Origin of the sequence: Paraburkholderia sp. GAS33 (assembly GCF_050436645.1) — a bacterium.
GTDB lineage: Bacteria > Pseudomonadota > Gammaproteobacteria > Burkholderiales > Burkholderiaceae > Paraburkholderia > Paraburkholderia phenazinium_B.
In genome coordinates, this window is record NZ_JBNDMP010000002.1 from 223,605 (window position 1) to 249,295 (window position 25,691).

Here is a 25,691-nt window from a genome sequence, read left to right on the forward strand (position 1 = left end):
ATGCGAGTCAAATTGACAGCCAAGCATCCGCGGTCGGCTTCGTCCGAACGCGCCCCTGTTCGCTCGGGTAGTACGACCGCGCGTAAGCCGACGCGCCCTGCCGGGCCTCGGCCCGCCACGCCGGCCGCCGGTGGGCGGGAAGCCAAACCGGTGGGGGCCGGTAAGCGACCGGCGGGCAAGTCTGCGGGTGTTGCGGGCGGCGCTGGGCGCACGCAAGGTGGCGAGCGGCCGCCGCGTGCGGAGGGTTCTTTTTCGCGCGATCGCGATGCGGGGGCTAGTGGCGCTGCACGGCGTACGTCGTCGGATCGGCCGCCGCGGCGTGATGGTGATGCGGGTGCGCCGCGGAGGTTTGAGGGTGAGCGCGCAGAGCGGGCGCCGCGGAAGTTTGAGGGCGAGCGGACTGAGCGTGCGCCGCGCAAGTTCGACGGCGAGCGAACTGAACGTCCGCCGCGCAAGTTCGACGGTGAACGGACCGAACGCCCGCCACGCAAGTTCGACGGCGAGCGAACCGAACGTCCGCCGCGCAAGTTTGACGGTGAGCGTACCGAACGCCCGCCACGCAAGTTTGACGGTGAGCGCACCGAACGCCCACCGCGCAGTTTCGCAGCGGGTGAGCGAAGCGAGCGAGCGCCTCGTCGCGAAGGCCCCAGCGGCGCTCCGCGCCGTTCTGAGGGCGACCGCGCGCCGCGCCGCGCTGAAGGCGAGCGGCCAGCACGCTTCGCCCGCGACGGAGGCACCGGCCGCCCGGCATTTGGCGCACCGCGTGGCCCTCGCAGCGCAGACGATGCCCGCCGCCCAACCGGCCCGCGCGCCGGCGGCAGCTTCAACACCGGTCCCCGTGGAGAACGCCCGGGACACAACGAACGTGGAGAGTCGCGTGAACGTGGCACGTCCGAGCGCCCGCGCTTTGGCGCAGGCCGCAGCGGTTCCGACGAGCGCCGCACGTTCGAGCGGGCACCGCGCGACGAAAGCGCACGCCGAAGCACACCAGGTGGCCGCGAAGGTCGCCCGGCTTCCGGTGAGCGCAATCTTTCCGCGCGTGGCGAGCGTTCGTTCGCCACGCCCGTCAAGCGTGCGTACGGAGATCGCGCCGAACGCGCGCCGCGCGAGGATCGTGGAGCACGGGCACCTGCCGCACGCGGGTTCGGCGATCGGCCGCCACGCGCAGAACATTCGGAGCGTCCGCCGCGCGCCGGCAAACCAGCGCGCCCCGAGCGCAGTGAAGGATCCGCTCCGCCCCCGACCGCCGCGCATCGCCGCGATCGCGACGATGCCCCCGGCACGTTACGGCTGTCGAAGCTGATGTCGGAGCTTGGGCTGTGTTCTCGCCGCGAAGCGGACGAGTGGATTGAAAACGGCTGGGTGCGCGTCGATGGTGAAAAAATCGACACGCTCGGCTCCAAGGTCCGCCCGGACCAGCGCATCGAGATCGACCCGGCCGCGCAGGCGATTCAGGCACGCCTCGTCACGATCCTCATCCATAAGCCGGTTGGCTATGTCTCGGGTCAGGCGGAAGACGGCTACCAGCCAGCCGTCACGCTCGTTACACCGGAAAACCGCTGGGAAGCCGACAACTCGGATATCCGTTTCTCGGTATCGCATCTGCGTCAGCTTGCTCCGGCGGGCCGGCTCGACATCGACTCCACCGGCCTGCTGGTACTGACCCAGGACGGCCGGATCGCGAAACGGCTGATCGGCGGGCATTCGGAGGTCGAGAAGGAGTATCTGGTGCGCGTGACCTACGGCGACATGACGACCGAGATCGACAAGCACTTCCCCCTCGAAAGCCTTGAGTTGCTGCGTCACGGTCTGGAACTCGACGACGTGCCGCTCAAGCCGGCCAAGGTTAGCTGGCAGAACGGCGAACAGTTGCGCTTCGTGCTGCGTGAAGGCAAGAAACGTCAGATCCGGCGCATGTGCGAGCTGGTCGGTCTGGAAGTAGTCGGCCTCAAACGCGTGCGTATGGGCAGCGTGCCGCTCGGTGCGCTGCCGCCGGGGCAATGGCGCTACCTGGCGCACGACGAGTCGTTCTGAGTCTGATCGTGTAGCCGTGTGACGGGCCGGCCGCCGCACGCGTCAAGCGCTGTGCCGAGGTGCGCTGTAAGCACCCATCCGGCCGATGTGAAAAAGCCCACGCAAATGCGTGGGCTTTCTTTTTCTATCAAGGCGATCGAACGCTCGGAGGCCTCACGGCCACCCTTCGCGCTCAGTCGTCGCTATTCGGATCCAGATCCGGAAACAGCACTTCCGTGAAGCCGAACTTCGCGAAATCGTTGATCCGCATCGGGTAGAGCTTGCCGATCAGGTGATCGCACTCGTGCTGGACGACGCGGGCATGGAAGCCTTCGGCGACACGGTCGATCGGATTGCCGAACTGGTCGAAGCCGTGATAGCGGATCATCGAAAAACGGCTGACGGCGCCGCGCAGACCCGGTACCGAAAGACAGCCTTCCCAACCCTCTTCCATATCCTGCGACACCGGGGTAATGGTCGGATTGATTAATACCGTTTCCGGCACCGGCGGCGCATCCGGATAGCGTTCGTTGTGCCCAAAGCCGAAAATCACGACCTGCAGATCGACCCCGATCTGCGGCGCAGCGAGCCCCGCGCCATTGGCGTCGTGCATGGTCTCGAACATGTCCTTGATGAGGGCATGCAGGTCGGGCGTGTCGAAGTGGTCGACCGGGGCGGCGATGCGCAGAAGACGCGGATCGCCCATCTTGAGAATTTCGCGGATCATGTTATCTGCCCCTCCAGGAGCTTACGCATACCATCTTCGTCGAGTACCGGGATGCCGAGTTCCTCAGCTTTCACAAGTTTGCTGCCTGCCTCGGCGCCAGCGACGACGTAATCGGTTTTCTTCGACACCGAACCGGCCACCTTGGCGCCCGCTGCTTCAAGCATTTCCTTGGCTTCTTCACGGGCCAGCGTCGGTAAAGTGCCCGTCAGCACAATCGTCTTGCCCGCCAGCAAGCCTTGTGGCGCCTTGGGCGCCGGCGGCCCTTCCGGCCACGTCACCTTGCCCGGCGCGCGCAACTGTTCGATCACCGTCCGGTTGTGCTCTTCGGCGAAAAACTGATGAATCGACTCGGCCACCACCGGTCCTACATCATTCACTTCCAGTAGTTCCTCGACCGTGGCGTTCATGATTGGATCGAGCGAACCGAAGTGTTTTGCCAGATCCTTAGCCGTCGATTCGCCCACCTGACGAATTCCGAGCGCGTAAAGGAAGCGTCCAAGAGTGGTGTGCTTGGCCTTTTCGAGCGAGTCGAGCAGATTCTGCGCGGACTTTTCGGCGAAGCGATCGAGCTCGGCCAACGTCGTAAAACCGAGATTGAACAGATCGGCCGGCGTACGCACGAGCTTCAGTTCGACCAGTTGGTCGATGATCTTCTCGCCGAGCCCGTCGATATCCAGCGCGCGGCGTTGCGCGAAATGCCACAGGGCCTGCTTGCGCTGCGCCGGACAAAACAGGCCGCCCGTGCAGCGGGCGATTGCCTCGTCAGGCAGACGTTCGATAGCCGAGCCGCAAATTGGGCACTGCGTGGGCATCACAAACTCAGTGGCGTCCGCCGGCCGCCGGTCCATGAGCGCGCTCACCACTTCCGGGATCACGTCGCCGGCGCGCCGCACGATCACGGTATCGCCGATACGGATGTCTTTGCGGCGCACTTCGTCTTCGTTGTGCAACGTGGCATTCGTCACCGTCGCGCCGCCGACGAACACCGGCTCGAGACGTGCCACCGGCGTGATCGCTCCCGTACGGCCAACCTGCACGTCGATCGCCAGCAGCTTCGTCAGCGCTTCCTGGGCCGGAAACTTGTGCGCGAGCGCAAAGCGTGGAGCGCGCGAGACGAAGCCGAGTACGTCCTGCTCGTCGCGGGCGTTGACCTTGTACACCACGCCGTCGATATCGTACGGTAGCCCGTCGCGCTTCTCGCCCACCTTATGGAAGAACCCCAGCAGCCCCTCCACGCCCTCCACCACCGCTCGCTCGCTGTTGACCGGCAAGCCCATTTCGCCATACCAATCGAGCAGCGCACTATGGGTAGCCGGCATCGGCTCGCCGTCGAGCACACCGATCCCATAGGCGAAGAAAGACAGCGGGCGCTGCGCCGTGATCTTCGAATCGAGCTGGCGCAAACTACCGGCCGCGGCGTTACGCGGGTTGGCAAATTCCTTGAGACCCGCCGCACGTTGCCGCTCGTTGAGACGTTCGAAATCCCGCTTGAACATCAGCACTTCACCGCGCACGTCGAGCACCTTCGGCACACGCTTACCTTTGAGGGCCAACGGAATGGACCGGATCGTGCGGACATTGCCGGTCACGTCTTCGCCGGTCGTGCCGTCACCGCGTGTGGAGGCCTGCACGAAGTGCCCGTCCACATAGCGCAGCGAAATGGCCAGGCCGTCGAACTTGAGCTCGCAGGCGTAACTGACCGGCGTTTTGCCGAGCGCATCGGCAATGCGTTTGTCGAACGCCGCGATGTCTTCGTCGGCAAAGCCATTGTTCAGCGAGAGCATCGGCTGGTCGTGCAGGACCGGTTCGAAGCCGCTCGCGGCCTCGCCGCCGACGCGCTGGGTAGGCGAGTCCGGCGTGATCAGATCCGGATGCTCCGTCTCGATCTGTTGAAGCTCCTTGAAGAGCTTGTCGTATTCCGCATCCGGCAGATCCGGCTGGTCGAGTACGTAGTACGCGTGGTTCGCGCGTTCGAGTTCCGCGCGCAACCACGCAGCACGCTTGGCCGGGCTGCTCGTTGCTGGGTCAGGGACGGTGGTTCGGGCCATGCTTTGAGAAGATCCGCCGGTGAAATTCAGACCTCAGATTATCTCAGGAACCGCCCGCCGTGGACATTGGCCGGATGGCCAGTTTCGTACGCCGCCTCACCGATCGTGGGCTAGCCCTGGCCAGACGGCTAACGTGCGCTGTGTTGCATTGACACTCGAGGAGCGGAATGCGACTGTAAGCGCATGAGCCACATGCCGCTCCGGCATATCCACCGAAGGACAACCATGACGGGTTTTACTGTGATCAGACGTGGTCTCGGGCGGCTGGCCTCGTTCGCCATGTCGCTTTGCATTGCGCTGTGCGTCTGGCACGCCGCGCCCGCGTGCGCGCTCGAACAGGTCGTCACCGTCCCTCTAGCGGACAGCGCGACGATCTCATACCTGCTAACGCAAAAGGACGACAGTCACCCCGACTGGGTTCTCGTCATGTTCGCGGGCGGCGACGGGGCATTGCAACTGGCACAGGCGAGCGACGGCACTATCAGGCTGGGTCTGAAGAAAAACTTCCTCGTGCGAGCGCGCACCTTGCTGGTCGACGACCGCTTTGCCACTGCACTGGTCGATACGCCGTCCGATCAGCCTGGCGGCTACTCCGACAGCTTCCGCGCGTCGCCGCGCCATGCACAGGACCTCGCGCGTGTCGCGGCCGACCTGCGCACGCGCTTTCCGCAGGCGAAACTCGTGCTCGTCGGCACAAGTCGGGGGACGATTTCTTCGGCGTTTGTCGGCCGGGCGCTGCCCGATACCTGGGACGCTATCGTCCATACCTCGACGCTAAGCAGTCCAGCGCGTGGTCAGGCGCTGCCGCTGGCCGGCTTCAACTACGGCGAGATCCACGCTCGCCAACTCTTCGTGCATCACGAAGACGACGGCTGCTATCTCTGTTCGTTCATTGCAGCGAAGCGTATCGCGGACGATGGTCATGATTTCATCGCTGTCAGCGGCGGAAACGCACGCGGCAACCCGTGCGAGGCAATGGGCCATCACGGTTTCAATGGACAGGATGAAGCGGTGGTCGCCGCGATCAAGGCTTGGATCAGCGGCGGCGCATGGCCGAAGGAGGTCGACTGAAGCAGGGTGCGCGCGACGCTGGCGAGACCGGCATACGCAGCTTTTATCGTGGCGTCGAAGAGGCGCCAGCACAGTCGAGGCGCCTATTATTGCGCGAGCCCCGCTGCCGCAACCGCCAACAGCTTACTGGCTAAACAACCGCCGCGTGGCCGGCGAACCGGCCGGAATCCCAGCTTGCTCCAGCTTGGCGTACAGCGTCATCAACTGCTTCTCAATCGCCAGCAACGACGTTTCCGGCAGCGGACGGCGCCCATCGTCCACCACCCGGCCGCCAATCCGCTCCGACAGCGACTTCGCGTAGTCGCACATCAGCCGGAACGGCAGGATGTCTTCATCGGCCACCGGCACGTCGAGCACCAGCGTGATCATCTGGCCGCCCTTGTATGTGAGGTCGTCGCGCAGGAAGTTGGTATCGCCGAACTGCAGCATGAACACCGGGCTTTGCCGGGCGTCGAGCTTGACGAAACGCGTGCCGTCGCGCGAAAGCAGCAGGCCGTCCTGCGAAGCCACGGCCTGCACATAGTTCGCCGACCACGGCGCCCCGTCCGACAGCACGTTGATCGACAGTTGCGCATCGCATTGGGCGGCGAAACCGTCCAGCTCGCGTGCCATCGCCACCGTTTCCATCATGTCGGGGAATTCGGGAGCCGCGTCGATGGCATCGGCAAACTGCTGCACGCCCGTGACGAACTCGGAAAACTCCAGTTCGTTCAGCGGACCACTGCGGTTAGCCAGTTGCGCGGCTGCACGCAGTTCTTCGTAGCGTACGCCGTTCTGCAGCAGTTCCCATGCGCCGCCGCCTTCCGGCTTGCCCTCGATATGCACCGGCTTGCTGCCCGCACGGCGCAGACGTTGCGCAAGCGGAATCACCTTGTCGCCTGCCAGCGGACCGGCGAGGCGAATCGGCACGATGCAATCAATGCGCCGATCCACGATCGCAGGCGGTGCAGAAGAGATCGTCGTCGCGGCCGGCATAATCGGCTCAGCAGGCTCGTCGGCACCAGCGGGCACGCCCTCGCTTTGCGGCTCGGGGAAACCATTCGGCGTAGTCGTCTCGGCCTGGATATCCGCGGGGGTGTCGAGCGGCGGCGCCGTGCCGAAGGTAGGTTCGACGCGCGACCCGGTATCGGTCGCGTCATCCGACACGGGCTCGCGGCGAGTGGTCGGCCGGGCCGGTTCGATGAACGGGCTCTGTTCTTCCTGGTCTTCCCGTGCAAAGGCCTCGGCAGTATCGGCCGGCATCGGCCGCGGCATCCGGCGGCGCACCTTCGCGCCTTGCCATGCGTTGTAGACCACCACGCCCCCGACCACCACGGCACCCGCGCCGATCAAACCGAGTGTCAACTCGTCCATGCATGCTCCATCAGCAATTCTTCTGTTTGCGCGGCGTCTGAGCCTGCGCCGCGCGGCAAGCTTGCCGCAGCGGGGGCGCAGGCTCGCGCCGTCCGTATCAAACGATATTCTGGGCGAAACCGGCGGCCGTTTCCATGTCGACCGCGACGATCCGCGACACACCCTGCTCCTGCATCGTCACGCCGATCAGTTGCTGGGCCATTTCCATCGCGATCTTGTTGTGCGAGATGAACAGGAACTGGGTCTTGTCCGACATCGCGCGCACGAGATTGGCAAAGCGCTCCGTGTTGGCGTCGTCGAGCGGCGCGTCCACTTCGTCGAGCAGACAGAACGGCGCCGGATTCAACTGGAACATCGCGAACACGAGTGCCGTCGCGGTCAGCGCTTTCTCGCCGCCCGACAGCAAGTGAATCGTCGAGTTCTTCTTGCCCGGCGGTTGCGCCATGACCTGCACGCCGGCGTCGAGGATTTCGTCGCCGGTCATGATCAGCTTGGCCTGGCCACCGCCGAACAGGCGCGGGAACAGTTCGCCGAAATGCTGGTTGACCTGATCGAAGGTGCCCTGCAGCAGCGTGCGGGTTTCCTGATCGATCTTGTGAATCGCGTCTTCCAGCGTTTCGATTGCGCTGTTCAGGTCAGCCGACTGCGCATCGAGGAAGCTCTTGCGCTCGGTAGCGGCCTTCAGTTCGTCGAGCGCGGCCATATTCACCGGACCCAGCGCAGCGATCGCGTTGTTCAGCCGCGTGACTTCGCCTTGCAGGTAGGACGGCTTCATGTCCGGCGTCAGCCTGGCCTGCAATTCGGCCTCGTCGACACCTGCCGCGGCGAGCTGCTCGATGAACTGCTCGGCGTTCAGACGCGCGGCCTGTTCCTTCAGCTGCAGTTCGGTAATACGGTCGCGCAGCGGCTGCAGCGCCCGTTCTGCAGTGAGACGCGTCTCGTCGGCGGCGCGCAGCTTGGCGGTCAGGTCGTCCAACTCAAGCCGCGCGGCATGCAGCGCCTCTTCCTTGATCGCGCGGATTTCCAGCGCGCCTTGCAGACCGGTATGCGCGGTCTGCTCGTTGATCGTTTCGAGTTCGGCCCGCGCGTCTTCGAGCGATGCGGCAACCCGTTCGCTCTGCTCGTGCGCCACCTGAATGCTGCGCTTCAGTTCGTCGATGCGGTTCGCCATATTGCGCGCGGCAAAGCGCGCATCGGTGGCAGCCCGATCAAGATCGCGAGACTGCGCGCGCGCGGCGGTCAGTTCTTCGTCGAGGGCTTCGAAGGCCAACTGGTTATCTTCGAAACGCGCCTGCAATTCAGCCAGTTCGGCGTCGTGACGCTCGAAGTTCGCTTCCGACTCGCCGCGCAAGGCGCGCTGCTCGTCGATCTGTGCGGTGATCTCTTCGAGTTCCTCGCGAATCTGCGTGCTGCGCTGCATGTAGCGCTCATGCGCCTGCGTGAGCTTGAGCACATCCATCTGCAGCGCGTGCACGCGCTGGGTCGCGCGCTCGGCCTGCTGACGCACGTCCGTCAGGGTCTGCGATGCCTGTGTATGAGCCGCTTCGGCACGAATCGCCGCCGTCTTGGCTTCATCTGCCAGCAGCCCCTGGGCGCGCACCTGGCGCGTCAGGTTTTCGATTTCCTGCTGACGGGCCAGCATGCCGGCCTGCTCGGAATCGGCAGCATAGAGTTGCACGCCGACGCGCGTCACCACATGGCCCGCCTTGACGACGAACGAGCCGCCTTCCGGCAGTTGCGAACGCAGCGAGAGCGCTTGGGCAAGGTCGTCGGCGACAAAAGCGAGACCCAGCCAGTCGTTCAACACCGCACGCAGACCCGCGTCGTCAATGCGCACCAGCGACAGCAGCGGCCGCAAGGCAGGCGGCGTCGTGACCGGCGCTCCAGCTGCCGGCGGTGCGTAAAAGGCGAGCTTGGCGGGCGGCGCATCGGTCGCGAAGGCCTTGACCCAGTCGAGATTCGACACTTCCAGCGCGGCGAGACGCTCGCGCAACACCGATTCCAGCGCCGTTTCCCAGCCTGCTTCAACGTGCAGCTTCTTCCACAGCCGCGGCAGACCGTTCAGCTCGTGCTTCTCGAGCCACGGCTGGATCTTGCCTTCGGTCTGGACGTTTTCCTGCAACTGCTTGAGCGCAGCGAGACGCGCGTCGAGCTGATGAATCTGCGCCGTTTCCGACTGCACGCGCTCCTGGGCGCTGCGCCGTTCGCCGTCGAGGCGCGGCAGCGTTTCCTGGGCATCGGCGAGGCGCGCCTGGGCGTCGTTAAGAATCTCTTCGTGCTCGGCCAACTGCATGCGCAGCTCTTCGAGCTGGGTTTCGTCCGGCGCGTCGAGACCGCCCGCTTCCAGCTTCAACCGCTCATGACGCTGCTGCAACTGCTGCAGTTGCTGGTCGGCATTGCGCTGATGCGCGGCCTCCAGCTTGAGCGCCTGCTCGGTCTGTGCAATGCCGCCGCGCTCTTCGTTCAGCTGCGTCTGCGCATCGCGCCAACGGGCTTCGAGAGCGGGCATCGCGTCGTGCTTCGCAGCAGCTTCGTCTTCGGCAAGCGCGGCCTTTTCCTCCGCCACCGCCAGTTGTTCCGCAGCGTCTTCGAGGTCGTCCTGGGCCTTCTGGGCCTGCGACTGCCACTGCTCGCGCTGCGCGTTCAGCGCGGCGATCTGCGCCTGGACGCGGTTGCGCGATTCGACGATGAACTTGATCTCGGCCTCGAGCCGGCTCACTTCGGCGTTCGCCTCGTAGAGTGCGCCTTGCGCACCCTGCATCGCATCGCTCGCCGAATAGTGCGCCACACGCAGCGTTTCCAGCTGCGCTTCGACTTCGCGCAGCTTCGCGGTTTGGGCTTCGAGGTCGATCTGCGCCTGTTCGATGGCGCGTTGCTGGCGTTCCTGTTCGCCGCCGGCTTCGTTCTTGCGCAGCAGCCACAAGAGGCGCTGCTTCATTTCGCCGTCGGCCTGCAGTTCCTTGAACTTCGTCGCGACAACCGCCTGGCCTTCGAGCTTTTCGAGGTTCGTGCCGAGTTCACGGACGATGTCCTCCACCCGCGTCAGATTCTCACGCGTGTCGTGCAGACGGCTCTCAGTCTCGCGGCGGCGTTCCTTGTACTTCGAGACGCCCGCGGCTTCTTCGAGGAACACCCGCAGTTCTTCAGGCTTCGCCTCGATCAGGCGCGCAATCATGCCCTGCCCGATGATGGCGTACGCCCGCGGCCCGAGACCGGTGCCGAGGAAGATGTCCTGGATGTCGCGGCGGCGCGCCGGCAGGTTGTTGATGTAGTAGCTCGAAGTGCCGTCGCGTGTCAGCACGCGCTTGACGGCGATTTCGGCATACTGCCCCCACTGGCCGGCGGCACGGCCGTCGGCGTTGTCGAACACGAGTTCGACGCTGGCGCGGCTGCCCGGCTTGCGCGCAGTAGAGCCGTTGAAGATCACGTCCTGCATCGACTCGCCGCGCAGCTCGGAAGCGCGCGATTCGCCGAGCACCCAGCGCACGGCGTCGATGATGTTGGACTTGCCGCAACCATTGGGACCGACCACGCCGACAAGCTGGCCCGGAACCTGGAAATGCGTGGGATCGACGAATGACTTGAAGCCAGCGAGTTTGATCGAGGTCAGACGCACGGCGATATCGCTGATTGAAAAGGGAAAATAAAGGTGGATCGCAAGGGCCGCGCGTGCCGTTCCCAGCCACTGCGAAACGACCCACACGAACCCCGCGATACGGGCGCCGCGCACGCCCGGCAAGGCGCGCGACGGCAAGCAGGGGCAATCATACCATCGCGCTTGAGCGGTCCTGGCGCTTAGGGTCGAGCTTAGTGCGATGCACCCAGCTCGACAACGCCGACGCCAGCACGATGCACGCGCCGCCGGCCCATTCGCGCGGCCCGGGGGTCTCGCCGGCAAAGAGCCACGCAGACAGCGCCGTCACCACGATTTCGAACAGCATGATGATCGATGCGCGGTTCGCCGGGATGCGCGCCATGCCGTATTGCACCAGCATGTTATTGGACGCCAACAGGAAACCGAGGCCCAGCACCAGCAAGGCTGCCACGCCCAGGTGCGCGCCGGTGGGCGGCGCGGGCATCGCCTCGAATAAAGACGCGCAGGCGCTGAAGATGGCAGCGCCGCCGAAAATCGTCGCGGTGCGCATTTCCGCCTTCATCGCGGGCAGCACACGGCTCGTCTTGAGAATCAACACATTGCTCATGGCAAAGCCCATACCGCCGGCGAGGCCACCCCATTCGGCCAGATTCGCCGGCACCGGCAAACCCAGTTGGGGCGACCACAGCATGGTCATCGCGCCCGCCAGCGACAGCGCCGCGAGCGCGGCACCGCTCCACGTCAGGCGTTCATGCAGGATGAAATGTGCGAACAGCGCGGTCCATGCTGGGGTGAGGTAGAAGAGCAGCAGCACGCGCATGACCTGGCCGTGGATCGAACCCCAGACGAAGCCGAGGTTCGTGACGCCGGCGGCCAGCGCTAGTGCGGGCAGCAGCCAATGCCAGCGGACTGTGCGGATGGCGCGGTGGCGCACCAGCAGCACGAACAGGCAGCCGGCGCCGCTTGTGAGCGCGCTGGCGGCCGTGCCGGTCACTCCCAGCGAAGCCAGCATGCGCAGCGGGTACCAGATCATGCCCCATACAGACGCGCCCAGCATGATGGCGAGCGCCGGCCAACTCGTGCGAATCCAGTTGCTCATCGCGCGGCGCTCCTGCTTCTGCTCGCGCTCCGGTTCTTGCGTGGGCCGTTCGAGCACTGAACAGCGGCGGCCGGACGTCCTGCAAGACCCGATCTGTCCTCCACCGGGAACTGCCTTGCCACCTGGGCGGTCGCCTGACCTGCCGCCTCGTCCGTTGGCTGACCTGCCGCTTGAGCTGTCACCCGAACTGCCGCCTGAACTACCACCTGCATTCTGTCTCCCAGTATCTATTTGCGCGGCCGTCTGAGGTGGGCCGCTTCGCCTGCAGTCTTCGCGCGCGGCGCCCGAGTGATCCAGCGGGGCCCGCCAGGCGCCAGGCCCGTCGCGCCACGTTATAATCACCGATCCGCCGCCTGTGCCGTCATTTCACCGTCCCGATCGATGCGACGATGATTGCCGCCGCCGCGCGTGCCCTCACCTGTCTCCGCCCGTTTTCGATCAGGCTCGATCCGCCAAGTGAACCCGCTACTCGACACCCTCCAGTCCTATCCGTTCGAAAAGCTGCGTCTGCTTTTCAAGGACGTCACGCCGCCAGCCAATCTCTCGCACATCAGCTTCGGCATTGGCGAACCGAAACATCCGACCCCGGCGCTGATCCGCGACGCGGTGATCGCTTCGCTCGGCGGCCTGGCGGTGTATCCGGCCACGCTCGGTTCACCGGCGTTGCGCGAGTCGATTGCGAACTGGATCACGAAGCGCTACAACCTGCCGCCCGTCGATCCGGCCACTGAAGTGCTGCCGGTTGCCGGCTCCCGCGAGGCGTTGTTTGCGCTCGCGCAGACCGTGATCGACCCGAAGCGAAACGCAGCGGGCGAGCCCGCGATCGTACTCTGCCCGAACCCGTTCTACCAGATCTACGAAGGCGCAGCTTTGCTGGCCGGCGCGCAGCCGTATTTCGTCAACAGCGATCCGGCCCGCAATTTCGCCTGTGATTATTCGGCCGTGCCAGCCGACATCTGGGCACGCACGCAACTGCTCTATGTCTGCTCGCCGGGCAACCCGACCGGCGCGGTGCTGACGCTCGAGGACTGGCGCGAACTGTTTGCACTGTCCGACCGTTATGGCTTCGTGATCGCCTCCGACGAGTGCTACTCGGAAATCTATTTCGACGAAGCCAAACCGCCGCTTGGCGCGCTCGAAGCAGCGCACAAGCTGGGCCGCGGCTTCGAGCGCATCGTGATGCTCTCGAGCCTGTCGAAGCGCTCGAACGTGCCGGGCATGCGCTCGGGCTTCGTCGCCGGCGACGCGGCGATCCTCAAGCAGTTCCTGCTATACCGGACATACCACGGCGCCGCCTTGTCGACCGTGTACCAGACTGCGAGTATCGCGGCCTGGAACGACGAGACGCATGTGCGCGAGAACCGCGCGAAATACGTGCAGAAATTTGCCACCGTTACGCCGATGATTGCCGACGTGCTCGACGTGCGCCTGCCCGATGCCGCCTTCTACCTGTGGTGCAATGTAGCGCGCACTGGCCTGACGGATACCGAGTTCGCCCAGCGTCTCTACGCCGACTATAATGTGACGGTTCTGCCGGGCTCGTACCTCGCGCGCACTGCGCACGACACGAACCCCGGCCGCAATTTCGTGCGCCTCGCGCTGGTCGCCGATGTCGACGAATGCACCGAAGGCGCGCAGCGGATGGTCGATTTTTGCCATGCGCTCGCACGCTAAACGCGCCCGGCATGCAGCCCCTCTTCCTCAGATTTCAACTCTTTAATCCTCGATAAGCCACGAATATGTCGCAACAACTTCAGCAGATCATCGATACCGCCTGGGAAAACCGCGCAGACCTGTCGCCGAAAGCCGCCCCCGCCGACGTGCGTGAGGCCGTCGCACACGCCATCGAGCAACTCGACAAGGGTCTGCTGCGCGTCGCCGAAAAGAAAAACGGCGGATGGGTCGTCAATCAATGGCTGAAGAAAGCGGTGCTGCTGTCGTTCCGTCTGGAAGACAACGCGCCGATGCCGGCTGGTGGCTATTCGCAGTTCTACGACAAGGTGCCCTCGAAGTTTGCGAACTACACCGCTGAAGACTTCGCCGCCGGCGGCTTCCGCGTGGTGCCGCCCGCCATCGCGCGCCGTGGCTCGTTCATCGCCAAGAACGTCGTGCTGATGCCGTCGTACACCAACATCGGCGCATACGTCGACGAAGGGACGATGGTCGATACGTGGGCCACCGTCGGCTCGTGTGCGCAGATCGGCAAGAACGTTCACCTGTCGGGTGGCGTGGGCATCGGCGGCGTGCTGGAGCCGCTGCAGGCCAACCCGGTCATCATCGAAGACAACTGCTTTATCGGCGCACGCTCGGAAGTCGTGGAAGGCGTGATCGTCGAAGAAAACTCGGTGATCTCGATGGGCGTGTACCTCGGCCAGAGCACCAAGATTTACGACCGCGAAACCGGCGAAGTCACGTATGGCCGCATCCCGGCAGGTTCGGTGGTGGTGGCCGGCAACCTGCCGTCGAAGGACGGCTCGCATAGCCTGTACTGCGCGGTGATCGTCAAGAAGGTCGACGCGAAAACGCGCGCCAAGGTCGGTCTCAACGAGTTGCTGCGAGGCGATTGATGGCACGCGCCAACAAGACTGTGGTCTACGGCATCCCGAACTGCGACACCGTGAAGAAAGCCCGCGTGTGGCTGGAAGAGCACGGCGTCGAGTTCGAGTTTCACGATTTCAAGAAGGCCGGCGTCACCGCACCGCTCGTGCAGGACTGGCTCAAAGACGTCAAGCTCGACGCCTTGCTGAACCGGCGCGGTACGACATGGCGTGGTCTGTCGGACGACATGAAGGTCGCCGCGGACACGGAGTCGGGCGCGATTGCGTTGATGATCCACAAGCCTTCGGTGATCAAGCGGCCGGTGGTCGTGGTCAACGGGCGGGTCAAGACGCTCGGTTTTTCTGCGGAAGAGTACGAGACGTTGTTCGGCTGAACACCGATCCTGATCGCGTTACCCGCTTCGCCGGGCACGCGCCGGAATCGGTCGGTCAAGAAACACGTTGAACACGATGCCTGTGGCGGGTGGTAGTAATGGCCGAGGCGTCGCGTGCACAAGAAGCTGTTGCCGGCTGCGGCGATTCACCTGCAGCCGGCATTTTTTCATTTCAAAGTGGCTAGTACTGAATCCATGTCCGGCACCCTTGCCCTTACCGAACAACTGATCGCGCGCGCTTCCGTTACGCCCGACGACCAGCATTGCCAGCGCATCCTGATCGAGCGCCTCGCGGCGCTCGGCTTCGAGTGCGAGACCATCGAATCGCATGGCGTGACGAACCTCTGGGCCGTCAAACGCGGCGTCGACGGCACGCGCGGCAAGCTGCTCGTGTTCGCCGGCCACACCGACGTGGTGCCGACCGGCCCTCTCGAACAATGGAGTTCGCCGCCCTTCGAGCCGACCCATCGCGACGGCATGCTCTACGGACGCGGTGCGGCTGACATGAAGACCTCGATTGCAGGCTTCGTGGTGGCAAGCGAAGAGTTCGTGGCGGCGCATCCGGCGCATCGCGGCTCGATCGCGTTTCTGATTACGAGCGACGAGGAAGGTCCCGCCACCGACGGCACCGTGAAGGTCGTCGAAGCGCTGAAGGAGCGTGGCGAGCGACTCGACTACTGCATCGTGGGCGAGCCGACTTCGAGCGCGCAGTTCGGCGACATGGTGAAGAACGGCCGGCGCGGCTCGATGTCCGGCAAGCTCACGGTCAAAGGTGTGCAAGGGCATATCGCCTATCCGCATCTGGCGAAGAACCCGGTGCATCTGCTGGCGCCCGCGCTGGCGGAACTCGTGGCCGAGCGCTGGGACGATGGCAACGAATACTTCCCGCCCACCACATGGCAGGTGTCGAACATCCACAGCGGCACGGGCGCAAGCAACGTGATTCCGGGCCACGCGGAGGTAATGTTCAACTTCCGTTTTTCGACAGCGAGCACGGTTGAAGGGCTGCAAAGCCGCGTGCACGCCATCCTCGACAAACACGGTCTCGAATACGATCTGCAATGGTCGGTGAGCGGTCTGCCGTTCCTGACACCGCGCGGCGACCTGTCGAACGCACTCGCCAAGGCAATCAAGGACGAAACCGGCGTAAGCACCGAACTGTCGACCACGGGTGGCACCTCCGACGGCCGTTTCATCGCCCGCATCTGCGAACAGGTGGTCGAGTTCGGCCCGCTGAACGCCACCATCCACAAGATCGACGAGCATATCGACGTCTCCCATATCGAGCCGCTCAAGAACGTGTACCGGCGCGTACTCGAACAACTGATCGCTTAAGCCGCTTAACCCAGGCCCGCCAAGGACACCCCCGCGATGACGCTCCCGTTTTCCACCGTCCGCGATCTGCTGCGTTTCGCAGTGACGCGCTTTAACCAGGCCGAACTGTCGTTCGGCCACGTGTCGGCCAACGCTTACGACGAAGCCGCCTACCTCGTGCTGCACTCGCTGCATCTGCCGCTGGATCTGCTCGAGCCGTTTCTCGACGCAAAACTGAACGCGGCGGAAATCGACGCCGTGTTGAGCGTGATCGAGCGCCGTGCCGCCGAACGCGTGCCGGCCGCGTACATCACGCAGGAAGCGTGGATGCATGGTTTCCGTTTCCACGTGGACGAACGCGTGATCGTGCCGCGCTCGTTCATCGGAGAACTGCTGCAGGACGGCTTGCAGCCGTATGTCGAAGATCCCGAGCAGGTCGGCGCGGTGCTTGAGTTGTGCACCGGTTCCGGGTGCCTCGCGATTCTCGCCGCGCATGCATTCCCGAACGCCGATATCGACGCCGTCGATCTGTCGAAGCCGGCGCTGGAAGTGGCGACGCGCAATGTCGACGAGTACAAGCTCGACGATCGCATTGCCCTGTTTGAAGGCGACCTGTTCGAACCGTTGCCTGAGCGCCGCTACGATGTGATCATCGCCAATCCGCCGTACGTCAACGCGGAGTCCATGGCGACGCTGCCGGCCGAGTACCGGCATGAACCGGAGATGGCGCTGGCGGGCGGCGCGGACGGCATGGACATCGTGCGCCGGATTATTGGCGAGGCACGCAACTGGCTAACCGAGGATGGCGTGCTGGTGATCGAGATCGGCAACGAGCGCGCGAATGTGGAAGCGGCGTTTGGCGGCCTCGACCTCGTCTGGCTGTCGACCAGCGCCGGAGACGACAACGTGTTTCTCATTCAGGCGGCTGATCTGCCGGGGTAATTTGCCGGGAACAGCAAAGAATCCACCTAACCCGACCGCAAGGCGAACGGGTTCGGTAAGATGAGCGCGATCGACTTCCCTGCCCTCATGCCGAACCATCGGGAAGCGCATAAAAATTCTCCGCGCGCCTATGCAATTCGACCTCCTTCATATCGCACCGCTCGTCCTTCTCGCCCATCTGCTGGGCGTGATCGCGGCGTGCCATGCCATTCTCAACACGCGTACCTCCCAGGGCGCGGTGGCATGGGCGGTATCGCTGGTAGCCATGCCGTACCTGACGGTAGTGCCTTACCTGTTCCTCGGACGCAGCAAGTTCCGCGGTTACGCCGACGCGCGCCGTATCGAAAACGAGTCACTGCGCACCCAGGCCCATCCCCACGCGTGGGACGAGCAGGCCTCGTCAGCCGGGCGGCCGACCGACGAGCTCGGCCCCCGGCTCGTAAGCTCGCTGACGCGTCTGGGCGGCATGCCATTCCTGCCGGGCAACTCCGTGCGCACGCTGGTGAACGGCGAGGCAACCTTTGCTGCGATCCTCGAAGCCATCGACCAGGCACGCAGCTACATCGTCGTGCAGTTCTTCATCGTGCGCGACGATTCGCTCGGCGAGATGCTGAAGGACGCACTGCTCGCCAAAGCAGCACAAGGTGTGCGCATCTATTTTCTCTACGACAGCATCGGCAGCTTCGATCTGCCGCACAGCTATGTGGCCAGGCTACGGGCCGGTGGCGTCGAAGTGCATCCGTTCGCCACCAACCGGCGCTTCGTCAACCGCTTCCAGCTCAACTTCCGCAATCACCGCAAGATCGTCTCGGTGGACGGCGAGCGGGCGTTTGTCGGCGGACATAACGTCGGCGTGGAATATCTCGGCGCCAAGCCACCGCTTTCGCCGTGGCGCGATACGCATATCGAGGTGCGCGGGCCGGTGGTCGCCAGCATCCAGTTCGTGTTCACGGAAGACTGGTACTGGGCCACCCAGACGCTCCCGCCGCTCGATATGCCGTCTTACGAAGCGACCGATGAGGGCATGCATTGCATCGTCATGCCTACCGGCCCCGCCGACAAGCAGGAAACCTGTTCGCTGTTCTTCGTCGAAGCAATCAACGCGGCGCGCGAGCGGATCTGGATCACCACGCCTTATCTCGTGCCAGACGAAGCGGTGTTTTCAGCACTGCGGCTCGCAGTGCTGCGCGGCGTGGACGTGCGCATCCTGATTCCGAGCCGGCGCGACCACTACGTCGTGTTCGAAGCGTCAAAGCTCTATGCCTACGACTCGGTCAACGCCGGCATCCGCATCTTCCGCTACCGGCCTGGCTTCCTGCATCAGAAGGTGGTGCTGATCGATACGGTCGCCGCGGCAATCGGCAGCGCGAATCTCGACAACCGCTCGTTCCGGTTGAACTTCGAGATCATGGTGCTGACCGTGGACCGCGGCTTCGCCACCGAAGTCGAAGCGATGCTCACGCGCGATTTCGCCGAATCCTACGAGATCGACCGCAACGAGTACCGCCAGGCGCCTGCATTCAGACGCGTGACGATGCACGTTGCAAGGTTGTTCTCGCCGATTCTTTAGGAGCCGGAATCGCCTGTGTTGCGCAGGCGGCGCCGCCCGCCCCTAAAGCAGCTTTTCGATCTCGCCGGTAATCGATTCGGGTTTGGTCACAGGTGCATAGCGTTTGACGACCGTGCCATCACGGCTCACCAGAAACTTGGTGAAATTCCACTTGATACCCTCCAGCCCCAGCAGACCGGGCGCCTCACCGGTCAGATAGCGGTACAGCGGGTGGGCGTTGGCACCGTTCACGTCGATCTTGTCGAACATCGGGAAGCTCACGCCGTAGTTCTTCTCGCAGAAGCTGCCGATCTGCGTTGCGTCACCCGGCTCCTGTTTGCCGAACTGGTTGCACGGGAAGCCGAGAATCTCGAAGTCGCGCCCCACGTAGGTTTCGTACAGTTTCTGAAGCCCCGCATATTGCGGAGTGAAGCCGCACTCGCTCGCCGTATTGACGATCAGCAGCACCTTGCCGCGATAGCGGTCAAGACTCACCTCCTCGCCGCCGAGCGTGCGCGCCGAGAACGAATAAATTGACGTCATGGTCCCCTCCGTTGTCGACCGGATTCTAGCGCTTCAGATGCCCCCCGAGTTCGCTGTTTAGCGCGCTACTCCGGTCCCATGCAAAGCGCTGACTCCAGTCCCATGCAACATAGTGGTGAAAGGCGTCAGTCTAAGCTAAAAGCCCTACTGGCACAGTTAGCCGAATGGCCGATGCCTGGCTAGCCTCCGGCGGTCTAAAATAGCGTTTTTTCCAAGCCGGCCCCTCTTAGTGATCCGCTTTAACCAGTTCAGTCTCGCGCGCGGCACCAAGCCGCTCTTCGAACAAACCACCTTCACCCTGAACCCCGGCGAGAAAGCCGGGCTGGTCGGGGCGAACGGCGCGGGCAAGTCGACCCTGTTTGCCGTGCTGCTCGGCGAACTGCACGCGGACGGCGGCGACTTTTCCATGCCGCCCGCCTGGCAGATCGCCCATGTGGCGCAGGAAACCCCCGCCGTCGACAAGACCGCGCTCGCCTACACGCTGGACGGCGACGCCGCGCTGCGCGCCATCGAGGCAGCGATTGCTGCCGCCTCGGCCGCACACGACGGCGCCGCGGAAGGCGAAGCACACGCGGCCTTTGCCGACGCCGACGGCTATACCGCCCCGGCGCGCGCCGAAGCGCTACTGCTCGGCCTGGGCTTCACGCTCGAGCAGACGCGCTTGCCGGTGACAAGCTTCTCCGGCGGCTGGCGCATGCGCCTGAACCTGGCTCAGGCGCTGATGTGCCGCTCCGACCTGCTGCTGCTCGACGAGCCGACCAACCACCTGGACCTCGACGCCATCGTCTGGCTCGAAGACTGGCTGCATCGCTATCCGGGCACGCTGATCGTGATTTCGCACGACCGGGAATTTCTCGATTCGGTGTGCAATGTCACGCTGCATCTGGAGCAACAGCAGATCAAGCGCTACGGCGGCAACTATTCGCAATTCGAAATCCTGCGCGCACAGCAGATCGCCCTGCAGCAAAGCGCGTATGAGAAGCAGCGGCGCACAGTCGAACATCTGCAGAGCTACATCAACCGCTTCAAGGCGCAGGCTACCAAGGCACGCCAGGCGCAGAGCCGGGTGAAGGCGCTTGAAAAGATGGAACTGATCGCGCCGGCCCATGCTTCATCGCCGTTCACGTTCGAGTTCCGTACACCTGACTCCGCCCCCAACCCGATGATGGTGATGGAGAGCGTGCGCTGCGGCTATCGCAACGAAAGCGGCGAGATTCCGATTGTCGAGCACGTCACGCTGTCGATCCAGAACGGCCAGCGCATCGGCCTGCTCGGCGCGAACGGCCAGGGTAAATCAACGCTCATCAAGACGCTCGCGGGCACGCTCGAAGCGCTCGGCGGCGACGTTCGCGAAGGCAAGGGGCTGCGCATCGGCTACTTCGCGCAGCATCAACTCGAAACGCTGCGCCCGCAGGACTCGGCGCTGCAGCATCTAGCCCGGCTTGCGCCCGACACGCGAGAGCAGGAGTTGCGCGACTACCTCGGCGGCTTCAACTTCTCCGGGGAAATGGCAACTGCCGCGATCGCACCGTTTTCGGGCGGCGAGAAAGCGCGTCTCGCGCTGGCGCTGGTTATCTGGCAAAAGCCGAATCTGCTGCTGCTCGACGAACCGACCAATCACCTGGATCTGGAAACGCGTCACGCGTTGACCATGGCGCTTGCCCAGTTCGAAGGCACGCTAATCCTCGTCTCGCACGATCGCCACCTGTTGCGCGCTACCACCGATCAATTCATGCTGGTGGCGAAACACCGACTGCAACCGTTCGACGGCGACCTCGACGATTACCGCGACTGGCTGCTGCAGCATGCTGCCGAACAGCGCGCCGCGCTGAAGGCCGGGAGTGCCGGCAACGCGGCAGGCGCAGCGAATAGCGGCAGTGGCAGCAATAGCGGCAATGGCGAAGACAACGCTGCAAACCGCAAGGAGCAGCGCCGTCACGATGCCGAAACGCGTCAGAAGCTCTCGCAACTGAAAAAGCCGCTGCAGAATCGCATTGGCAAGATCGAAAAGGAAATGGACGCGCTGAACGCCGAAAAGGCGACGCTGGATGCGTTCGTCGCGGATCCGGCGAGTTACGATCCTGAACAGAAGACCAGGCTGACGGAGGCGATCCGCCGTCAGGCGGATGTGAATGCGAGCCTCGAAGCGCTCGAAGCCGAATGGCTCGATACTCACGAGGAACTTGAACAGATCGGATGAGGACGCTGCGCTGGGCGCGTCGGCTTCAGAATTAGCGCCCCGCCCTGTCGCTTCGCGCTAGTCCCCGGGGGCGCGCTCCCCAAGGGGACTTACTGCGGGGCGGAAAACTTTGGGTGGTCTGGCGTTTTCCAGAGAGAGGAGGTTGGCATTGACGTCTCCCGCTGCATTGCATGGCCTGCGCGTCCTCGACCTGACGCGCCTGCTGCCCGGCCCGGTCGCGGCTCTGCGTCTGGCGGAAATGGGCGCGGATGTGCTGAAGATCGAAGCCCCGGGCGCCGGAGACCCGACGCGCACGATGCTGCAGGCCTCGAGCGACCGGGTCGCCGGCCGTCCCGGTGCCTTCTATCGCATGGTCAACCGCGGCAAGCGCGAGACGCGTCTCGACCTCAAGTCGGAAGCGGGACGCACCGTACTGCGCGCGCTGGCCCGGGAAGCCGACGTGCTGATCGAGAGCTTCCGGCCGGGCGTGATGGACCGGCTGGACATCGGCTATGACAACCTGAGCGTGCTCAATCCGAAGCTCGTCTACTGCGCTATCACCGGCTACGGTTCGACAGGCCCATTCGCCCGTCAGGCCGGCCACGATCTGAATTACGTCAGCTACGCAGGCGTCCTCGAGCAACTGGCGGCCCGCGACGGCGCACCGATCCTGCCGAACTTCCAGATTGCCGATCTGCTGGGCGGCGCCGCAAGCGCGGTCGAGCAGATTCTCGCGGCGCTGTGGCAGGTGGCGCGCGGCGGCAACGGCCGCTTCGTCGACGTATCGATGACACACGCCACCCACGCGAACAACTTCCTCGCCCGTGTCTCGCTCGCCAACGACGGCGCCGCGCCGCCAGCCGGCGGTGGTCTGCTCAACGGTGGTGTGGCCTGCTACAACCTGTATCGGACGCAGGACGGCCGCTGGCTCGCGGTTGGAGCGCTCGAACTCAAGTTCTGGGAAACGCTGTGCCACGCGCTTGATCGTCCGGAATGGGCGTATCGGCATTGGAGCGTGGGGCAGGCCATCGGCGGACCCGATGCGCTCGCGTTGATACAGGACATGACCACCCTGATCGCTGGCCGCCCGCTGGAAGATTGGGTGCGCTTGCTGGAGCCGCTCGATTGCTGTGTGTCACCGGTGCTGACGCCAGCGGAGGCAGCCCAACATCCGCTATTCAATCCCGAAGCGGAACCGAGCGCGGACGAAGAAGCCAGTGAAGCGGCCGATGACGGAGACGGGCGGCCAGGCTAAAGGGCGAATCAGATCGCAGGCCTCAGGCGCAGGCACAGGTCCAGCCCAGGCAGCACCTAGCTCCAGCCTGCAGCCCCCGCCCCGCCGCATCTAACGCCGCGGCAAAGTCTGACGTGGCGCCCGTTCGTCGTCGTACAACATGTATTTCCGTCCCTCGACGTGACGGTCGATGGTGGCACGCACTTCATCCGCAGTGACGTTTTCAGCCACGACGCGGCGCGAAATCTGGCCCGTGGTGTCGATCCACTCGACGATCCGGCACGCGCCACCCCAAGGCTGGCGGATGGGCGCAGACACGCGGCAACCGCGGACTTGCATGGGACGCTCGGGCACTGTTTCGTGAGACTGTTTCAAGGCGCGATCCTTTTCCGCTCAAGAGGGATGGCAGACCTGACCAGCTTAGGGAATACGAGTGTTGCGTGGGTTACATCCAATACGCGGTTATTTACGGAGCATTACGCGGCGCCTGCTGCAAAAATGCTCCGCAAACGACGCCTACTCTAGCGTTCTGATACGGTCGATAGCCTGTTCGAGCCGGTCTACCGCAATAACCTGTAAGCCGTCGATCGGCTGTTTCGGCGCATTCGCCTTAGGAATCAACGCGATCGAGAAGCCCAGCTTGGCCGCTTCCTTGAGGCGGTCCTGGCCGCGCGGCGAGGGCCGGATCTCTCCGGCGAGCCCCACTTCGCCGAACACGATCAAACCCTTGGGTAGCGGTTTGTTACGCATCGACGAGTGGATTGCCAGCAGCACCGCGAGATCGGCTGCCGGCTCGGTGATCTTGACGCCGCCCACGGCGTTCAGAAAGACGTCCTGATCGAAGCAGGCAATCCCGGCGTGCCGATGCAGCACCGCCAGCAGCATCGCCAGACGGTTCTGTTCCAGCCCCACCGCGAGGCGGCGTGGATTCGGCACATTGGCCGCATCCACCAGCGCCTGCACTTCGACGAGCAGCGGCCGCGAGCCTTCCTGCGTGACCAGCACGCACGAGCCCGGCACAACCTGCTCGTGCTGCGACAGAAACAGCGCCGACGGATTTGCCACGCCGCGCAGTCCGCGCTCGGTCATGGCGAACACACCGAGTTCGTTGACTGCGCCGAAGCGGTTCTTGAACGCGCGCACGAGGCGGAACGACGAATGCGTGTCGCCTTCGAAATACAGCACGGTGTCGACGATATGCTCGAGCACCCGCGGGCCCGCCAGATTGCCTTCCTTGGTCACGTGGCCGACCATGATGATCGCGGTGCCGGATTGTTTGGCAATCCGCGTCAATTGCGCCGCGCATTCGCGCACCTGCGCGACCGAGCCTGGTGCCGACGTGAGCGCCTCGGAGTAGACCGTCTGGATCGAATCGATCACGGCGACGTCGGGCCGTTCGCTTTCGATGGTCGCCTGGATTTTTTCGAGCTGGATCTCGGCGAGCAGTCTGAGTTCACTGGCCTTGGAGCCGGGATCGAGCAGCGAAAGCCGTTGCGCCCGCAACGCAATCTGCGCAGCCGATTCTTCGCCGCTGATATAAAGCGCGCGCCGCTCGTGGGCGATTTCCCCGAGCGACTGCAGCAACAAGGTCGATTTGCCGATTCCCGGATCGCCACCGATCAGCACCACCCCGCCCGGCACCAGGCCGCCGCCCAGCACGCGATCGAATTCGCTGACGCCGGTCGAAAAGCGCGGCACGTCCGACGCCTCGATATCCGCGAGGCGCTGCACTGGGGCACTTTTGGCGAGCGACTGGAAACGGTGCGCGGACGGCGACTCGGCCACCGTCTCCACCAGCGTATTCCATGCATGACATGCCGGGCACTGACCCTGCCACTTGGGCGCCTGCCCGCCACATTCGGTGCAGGTGTACATCGTCTTCGGTTTAGCCACGCGCCCGCCTATTCCGCTCGCACCGGCACGCGCGGCGCCACCGCACACATCAGCTCGTAGCCAATGGTGCCGCACGCCTTGGCGACGTCGTCGATCGGCAGTGCGTTGCCCCACAACTCGACGCGCGAACCGACACCGGCCGTCGGGCACGGCGTCAGGTCGACGGTCAGCATATCCATCGACACCCGGCCGACGACCCGTGTCCGTATCCCATCGACGATCACCGGCGTGCCATCCGGCGCAACTCGCGGATAGCCGTCCGCATAACCGCATGCCACCACGCCGATGCGCATCGGGCTGCGCGCCTTGAAAATCGAGCCATAACCGACGGTCTGGCCCTCGGCGACGTTCTGCACCGCGATCAGCTCCGAGGCGAGCGTCATGGCGGGTTGCAGCCCCGTACCCTCGATCGCAGCGGTGAAGCCCGACGGTGAAGCACCGTACAGAATGATGCCCGGGCGCACCCAGTCGAAATGCGACGACGGGTGCCATAGCGTGGCCGCCGAATTGGCGAGGCTGCGTGCCCCCGCGATGCCCTGCGCGCCGCGCTCGAACGTGTCCATCTGATGGGCAACGCCGCGGTCGCTGTCAGCGTCCGAGAAATGCGTCATCAGCGTAATCTGACCCACTCCCTGACACGCACGCGCCCTCTCCCACGCCGCCCGGAACCGCTCCGGCGTATAGCCGAGGCGATTCATGCCGCTATTCATTTTCAGCTGGATATTGACGGGTTTAGACAGGCGCGCCATTTCCAGCATGCGCAACTGTTCGTCCGAATGCAGCGCCGTGCTGAGGCTGTAACGATCGATCACATCAATGTCGGTGGGGCGAAAAAAGCCTTCGAGCAAAAGAATTGGCCCGGCCCAGCCCAATTCACGCAACTTCACGGCTTCTTCGAGGTCGAGCAATCCAAAGCCGTCCGTTGCGCGTAAACCGGGAAAGGCTCTTGCGAGGCCATGTCCGTACGCATTGGCTTTGACGACGGCCCAGATTTTTGAATTTGGGGCATAACGACGGACGACGGCGAGGTTATTGGCGAGCGCTGCGGTGTGAATCGTGGCTGAGAGGGGGCGCGGCATGGGATGTTTTCGTAAAGACGCTTGCGAATCAGGAGCTTACAGTGCGTTTTCAGCGCTCAGGAGCCCGCTGGGCGGTGCGATCAAGGATTCTGCTAGTCCGAATCCAGCTATTTTCGTGAT

At 64.1% G+C, this 25,691-nt stretch carries 19 protein-coding genes; 10 read left to right on the plus strand and 9 right to left on the minus strand.

The window, feature by feature from the left end:
• Positions 1-2,034: a pseudouridine synthase gene (locus P3T24_RS07410; RefSeq protein ID WP_429433461.1), complete on the plus strand. Its 2,034-nt coding sequence runs from the start codon at positions 1-3 to the stop codon at positions 2,032-2,034.
• A 172-nt stretch (positions 2,035-2,206) separates the two neighbouring features.
• Here P3T24_RS07410 and def read toward each other — a convergent pair whose 3' ends face one another.
• Both def and ligA read right to left on the minus strand, forming a co-directional pair.
• Entirely contained in the window at positions 2,207-2,740 is a 534-nt protein-coding gene (def, locus tag P3T24_RS07415) for a peptide deformylase (RefSeq protein ID WP_074264274.1), read from the minus strand.
• On the minus strand, positions 2,737-4,788 hold the full coding sequence (gene ligA, locus P3T24_RS07420) for an NAD-dependent DNA ligase LigA (protein WP_429433463.1): 2,052 nt from the start codon (positions 4,786-4,788) through the stop codon (positions 2,737-2,739). Before ligA ends, def begins: the two co-directional genes overlap by 4 nt.
• 225 nt (positions 4,789-5,013) lie before the next feature.
• Between ligA and P3T24_RS07425 the strand changes: the two genes are divergently transcribed.
• Positions 5,014-5,859 carry a hypothetical protein gene (locus P3T24_RS07425; RefSeq protein ID WP_429433465.1) on the plus strand — a complete coding sequence of 282 codons (846 nt, stop codon included), beginning with the start codon at positions 5,014-5,016 and terminating at the stop codon, positions 5,857-5,859.
• A 123-nt stretch (positions 5,860-5,982) separates the two neighbouring features.
• On the opposite strand, the gene P3T24_RS07430 is transcribed toward P3T24_RS07425, so the two are convergent.
• The 3 genes from P3T24_RS07430 to P3T24_RS07440 all read right to left on the minus strand — a co-directional run bounded on the left by P3T24_RS07430 (position 5,983) and on the right by P3T24_RS07440 (position 11,906).
• Complete coding sequence (locus tag P3T24_RS07430; protein WP_429404683.1) at positions 5,983-7,212, minus strand: cell division protein ZipA C-terminal FtsZ-binding domain-containing protein; 1,230 nt, start codon at positions 7,210-7,212, stop codon at positions 5,983-5,985.
• Positions 7,213-7,309: 97 nt separating this feature from the next.
• Positions 7,310-10,828: a chromosome segregation protein SMC gene (gene smc / locus P3T24_RS07435; RefSeq protein ID WP_429434276.1), complete on the minus strand. Its 3,519-nt coding sequence runs from the start codon at positions 10,826-10,828 to the stop codon at positions 7,310-7,312.
• 148 nt (positions 10,829-10,976) lie between these two features.
• On the minus strand, positions 10,977-11,906 hold the full coding sequence (locus tag P3T24_RS07440) for a DMT family transporter (RefSeq protein WP_429433467.1): 930 nt from the start codon (positions 11,904-11,906) through the stop codon (positions 10,977-10,979).
• A gap of 456 nt (positions 11,907-12,362) precedes the next feature.
• Between P3T24_RS07440 and dapC the strand changes: the two genes are divergently transcribed.
• The 6 genes from dapC (at position 12,363) to cls (ending at position 18,664) form a co-directional block, all read left to right on the plus strand.
• Positions 12,363-13,580, plus strand: coding sequence for a succinyldiaminopimelate transaminase (dapC, locus tag P3T24_RS07445; protein ID WP_429433469.1), 1,218 nt, complete (start codon positions 12,363-12,365; stop codon positions 13,578-13,580).
• A 65-nt stretch (positions 13,581-13,645) separates the two neighbouring features.
• Complete coding sequence (gene dapD, locus P3T24_RS07450; RefSeq protein ID WP_429433471.1) at positions 13,646-14,473, plus strand: 2,3,4,5-tetrahydropyridine-2,6-dicarboxylate N-succinyltransferase; 828 nt, start codon at positions 13,646-13,648, stop codon at positions 14,471-14,473.
• Positions 14,473-14,838, plus strand: a complete 366-nt coding sequence (locus P3T24_RS07455) for an ArsC family reductase (protein WP_429404677.1) — start codon at positions 14,473-14,475, stop codon at positions 14,836-14,838. The genes dapD and P3T24_RS07455 overlap by 1 nt, the downstream gene beginning before the upstream one ends.
• Positions 14,839-15,033: 195 nt before the next feature.
• A complete protein-coding gene (gene dapE / locus P3T24_RS07460) occupies positions 15,034-16,173 on the plus strand; it encodes a succinyl-diaminopimelate desuccinylase (protein ID WP_429404675.1) in 1,140 nt (379 codons plus the stop codon).
• Between the two features lie 36 nt (positions 16,174-16,209).
• On the plus strand, positions 16,210-17,094 hold the full coding sequence (gene prmB, locus P3T24_RS07465) for a 50S ribosomal protein L3 N(5)-glutamine methyltransferase (RefSeq protein WP_429433473.1): 885 nt from the start codon (positions 16,210-16,212) through the stop codon (positions 17,092-17,094).
• A gap of 130 nt (positions 17,095-17,224) precedes the next feature.
• Complete coding sequence (cls, locus tag P3T24_RS07470; RefSeq protein ID WP_074264265.1) at positions 17,225-18,664, plus strand: cardiolipin synthase; 1,440 nt, start codon at positions 17,225-17,227, stop codon at positions 18,662-18,664.
• A 42-nt stretch (positions 18,665-18,706) separates the two neighbouring features.
• Here cls and P3T24_RS07475 read toward each other — a convergent pair whose 3' ends face one another.
• Positions 18,707-19,186, minus strand: a complete 480-nt coding sequence (locus tag P3T24_RS07475) for a glutathione peroxidase (RefSeq protein WP_074264264.1) — start codon at positions 19,184-19,186, stop codon at positions 18,707-18,709.
• A 229-nt stretch (positions 19,187-19,415) separates the two neighbouring features.
• On the opposite strand from P3T24_RS07475, the gene P3T24_RS07480 reads away from it, so the two are divergent.
• Entirely contained in the window at positions 19,416-21,386 is a 1,971-nt protein-coding gene (locus P3T24_RS07480; RefSeq protein ID WP_429433475.1) for an ATP-binding cassette domain-containing protein, read from the plus strand.
• A 166-nt stretch (positions 21,387-21,552) separates the two neighbouring features.
• Positions 21,553-22,620 carry a CaiB/BaiF CoA transferase family protein gene (locus P3T24_RS07485; protein ID WP_429434278.1) on the plus strand — a complete coding sequence of 356 codons (1,068 nt, stop codon included), beginning with the start codon at positions 21,553-21,555 and terminating at the stop codon, positions 22,618-22,620.
• A 90-nt stretch (positions 22,621-22,710) separates the two neighbouring features.
• Here P3T24_RS07485 and P3T24_RS07490 read toward each other — a convergent pair whose 3' ends face one another.
• From P3T24_RS07490 to alr, 3 genes are all read right to left on the minus strand, one after another.
• The gene (locus P3T24_RS07490) at positions 22,711-22,974 is read right to left on the minus strand and encodes a DUF2866 domain-containing protein (RefSeq protein WP_074264262.1); all 264 of its coding nucleotides are present in this window, start codon (positions 22,972-22,974) and stop codon (positions 22,711-22,713) included.
• A 141-nt stretch (positions 22,975-23,115) separates the two neighbouring features.
• Positions 23,116-24,492 (minus strand): DNA repair protein RadA, encoded by a 1,377-nt coding sequence (gene radA, locus P3T24_RS07495; protein ID WP_429433477.1) that lies wholly within the window; start codon positions 24,490-24,492, stop codon positions 23,116-23,118.
• Positions 24,493-24,500: 8 nt separating this feature from the next.
• Positions 24,501-25,571: an alanine racemase gene (gene alr, locus P3T24_RS07500; RefSeq protein ID WP_074264261.1), complete on the minus strand. Its 1,071-nt coding sequence runs from the start codon at positions 25,569-25,571 to the stop codon at positions 24,501-24,503.
• Positions 25,572-25,691: the final 120 nt, after the last annotated feature.